Source organism: Sphingobium sp. ba1 (assembly GCF_000743655.1).
Lineage (GTDB): Bacteria > Pseudomonadota > Alphaproteobacteria > Sphingomonadales > Sphingomonadaceae > Sphingobium.
Genome location: NZ_JPPQ01000047.1, coordinates 1 through 2,044 on the forward strand (window position 1 = coordinate 1; position 2,044 = coordinate 2,044).

2 protein-coding genes are annotated in these 2,044 nt (G+C 68.7%); both read left to right on the forward strand.

What is annotated here, in order from left to right:
- Positions 1 to 100: 100 nt before the first annotated feature.
- Positions 101 to 1,090: an AAA family ATPase gene (locus IL54_RS02595; RefSeq protein WP_037472931.1), complete on the forward strand. Its 990-nt coding sequence runs from the start codon at positions 101 to 103 to the stop codon at positions 1,088 to 1,090.
- Positions 1,091 to 1,099: 9 nt separating this feature from the next.
- A complete protein-coding gene (locus tag IL54_RS02600) occupies positions 1,100 to 1,975 on the forward strand; it encodes a DUF58 domain-containing protein (protein ID WP_037472933.1) in 876 nt (291 codons plus the stop codon).
- Positions 1,976 to 2,044: the final 69 nt, after the last annotated feature.

Consider the following 2,044-nt stretch of genomic DNA (forward strand, 5'->3'; position numbering starts at 1 on the left):
GCGCAGGCGGGAACCCATCTCCCACCAGCGCGCCAGGAGATAGCGCCGGAGATGGATCCCCGCCTGCGCGGGGATGACGGCCTTTAAGTTAGGAAGCCCAATGACCGACCTCACCGAAGCCGACATCCAGACGCGCCTGGCCGCGCTCACCCAATTGCGCGCGGCGATCGGCCAGGCGATCGTGGGCCAGGCCGATGTCGTCGAACAATTGCTGATCGGCCTGCTCGCCGGTGGCCATTGCCTGCTCGAAGGCGTGCCGGGCCTGGGCAAGACCCTGCTCGTCCGCTCGCTCGGCGAAGCGTTGAAGCTCGACTTTCGTCGCGTCCAGTTCACGCCCGACCTGATGCCCAGCGACATTTTGGGCACCGAATTGCTGGAGGAAGACCATGGCACCGGCCATCGCAGCTTCCGCTTCCAGCCCGGCCCGGTCTTCACCAATCTGCTGCTCGCCGACGAACTCAACCGCACCCCGCCCAAGACGCAGGCGGCACTGCTGGAGGCGATGCAGGAAAAGACGGTCAGCTATGCCGGCGTCACCCACCGCCTGCCCGCCCCCTTCTTCGTGCTGGCGACGCAGAACCCGCTGGAGCAGGCAGGCACCTACCCCCTGCCCGAAGCCCAGCTCGACCGCTTCCTGCTGCATATCCGCGTCGATTATCCGAGCGAAGCGGAGGAGCGCGCAATCCTGGCGCAAACCACCGGGTCCAAGTCCGGCACCGTCCCCGCCGTGATGGCGGGCGAGGAAGTGCTGGCGCTGCAGAAGCTGGTACGCGACGTGCATTTCGGCGACGAGCTGCTCGACTGGGTGACGCGGATCATCCGCGCCAGCCGCCCCGGCGACGGCGCGCCCGATGACATCGCCCGCTATGTCAAATGGGGCGCCGGGCCGCGCGCGGGCCAGTCTCTGATCCTGGCCGCCAAGGCGCGCGCGCTGCTGCAAGGTCGCCTCGCCGCCACACGCGACGATATTGTCGCGCTGGCCGCGCCGGTGATGCGCCATCGCTTGCTGCTGTCCTTCGCGGCCGAGGCCGAGGGACGCAGCGCCGACGACGTCATCGCCTCGCTGCTGCGCGCCGTGCCGCTCGCCTGATCGCGTAGCATGGCCGACCTGATCCCCGCCGATGTTCGCCGCAGGCTGAAAGGCCTGCGCCTCGTCACGCGGCGCGCGGTCGGGCAGCATGGCATCGGCCTGCACCAAAGCCACAGCCGCGGCGCGGGTTTGGAATTCGCCCAATATCGCGCCTATGAACCGGGCGACGAGCTGCGCCAGATCGACTGGAAACTCTATGCGCGGTCGGACAAATTCTTCGTGCGCGAAGCCGAGCGCGAAAGCCCGGTGGCGGTCTGGATTCTCATCGACGCCAGCGCATCGATGGGCCAGGCCGATGCGGGCCGCCCCGACTATAGCCGCTTCGACGCTGCCAAGGCGATGGCTGCATCGATCGGCGAACTGGCGATGCAGCAGGGCGACCGGTTCGGCCTGATGGCCTTGGGCGACAGCGGCCTCACTTTGCTCCCCCCCGCCACGGGCCTGCGCCAGCGCGACCGGCTGCTGCTCGACCTGCTGGCGCTGCGCACCGCGACCGGCTTCCCGCCCGAAGACCAGCTTGCCCCGGTGTGGGAGCGGATCGGCGCGCATGATCTGGTCATCTTGCTGAGCGATTGTTTCGACGAGGGCGCGGTCGCGCTGGTCGAGAAACTGGCCGCCGCCGGACGCGAGACGCTGGTGGTCGAGATGCTGACGCTCGCCGAGCGCGATTTCCCCTTCACCGGCGGCTATCGCTTTCGCGATCCCGAAACCGGCGAGGAACTGCTCGCCGATGGCGTCGCCCTGCGCGCCGAATTTCTGGCCCGCTTCGGCGAAGCGCGCGCTGCGCTCCATGCCCGGCTGGACGCAGCGGGCGTGGTCCATGTCGCGCATATGCTGGACGAGCCGGTCGATCTGCCGCTGCGCCGCCTGTTCGCGGCAGTCTGACCATGGGCTTGAGCCTGCTCTTTCCCGCCGCACTGACGGCGTTGCTGGCCCTGCTGGTGCCGCTCGCCA

Coding starts and splice junctions, on each gene's coding strand:
- IL54_RS02600 (WP_037472933.1), top strand. CDS start 1,100: ATGGCCGACCTGATCCCCGCCGATGTTCGCCGCAGGCTGAAAGGCCTG.
- IL54_RS02595 (WP_037472931.1), top strand. CDS start 101: ATGACCGACCTCACCGAAGCCGACATCCAGACGCGCCTGGCCGCGCTC.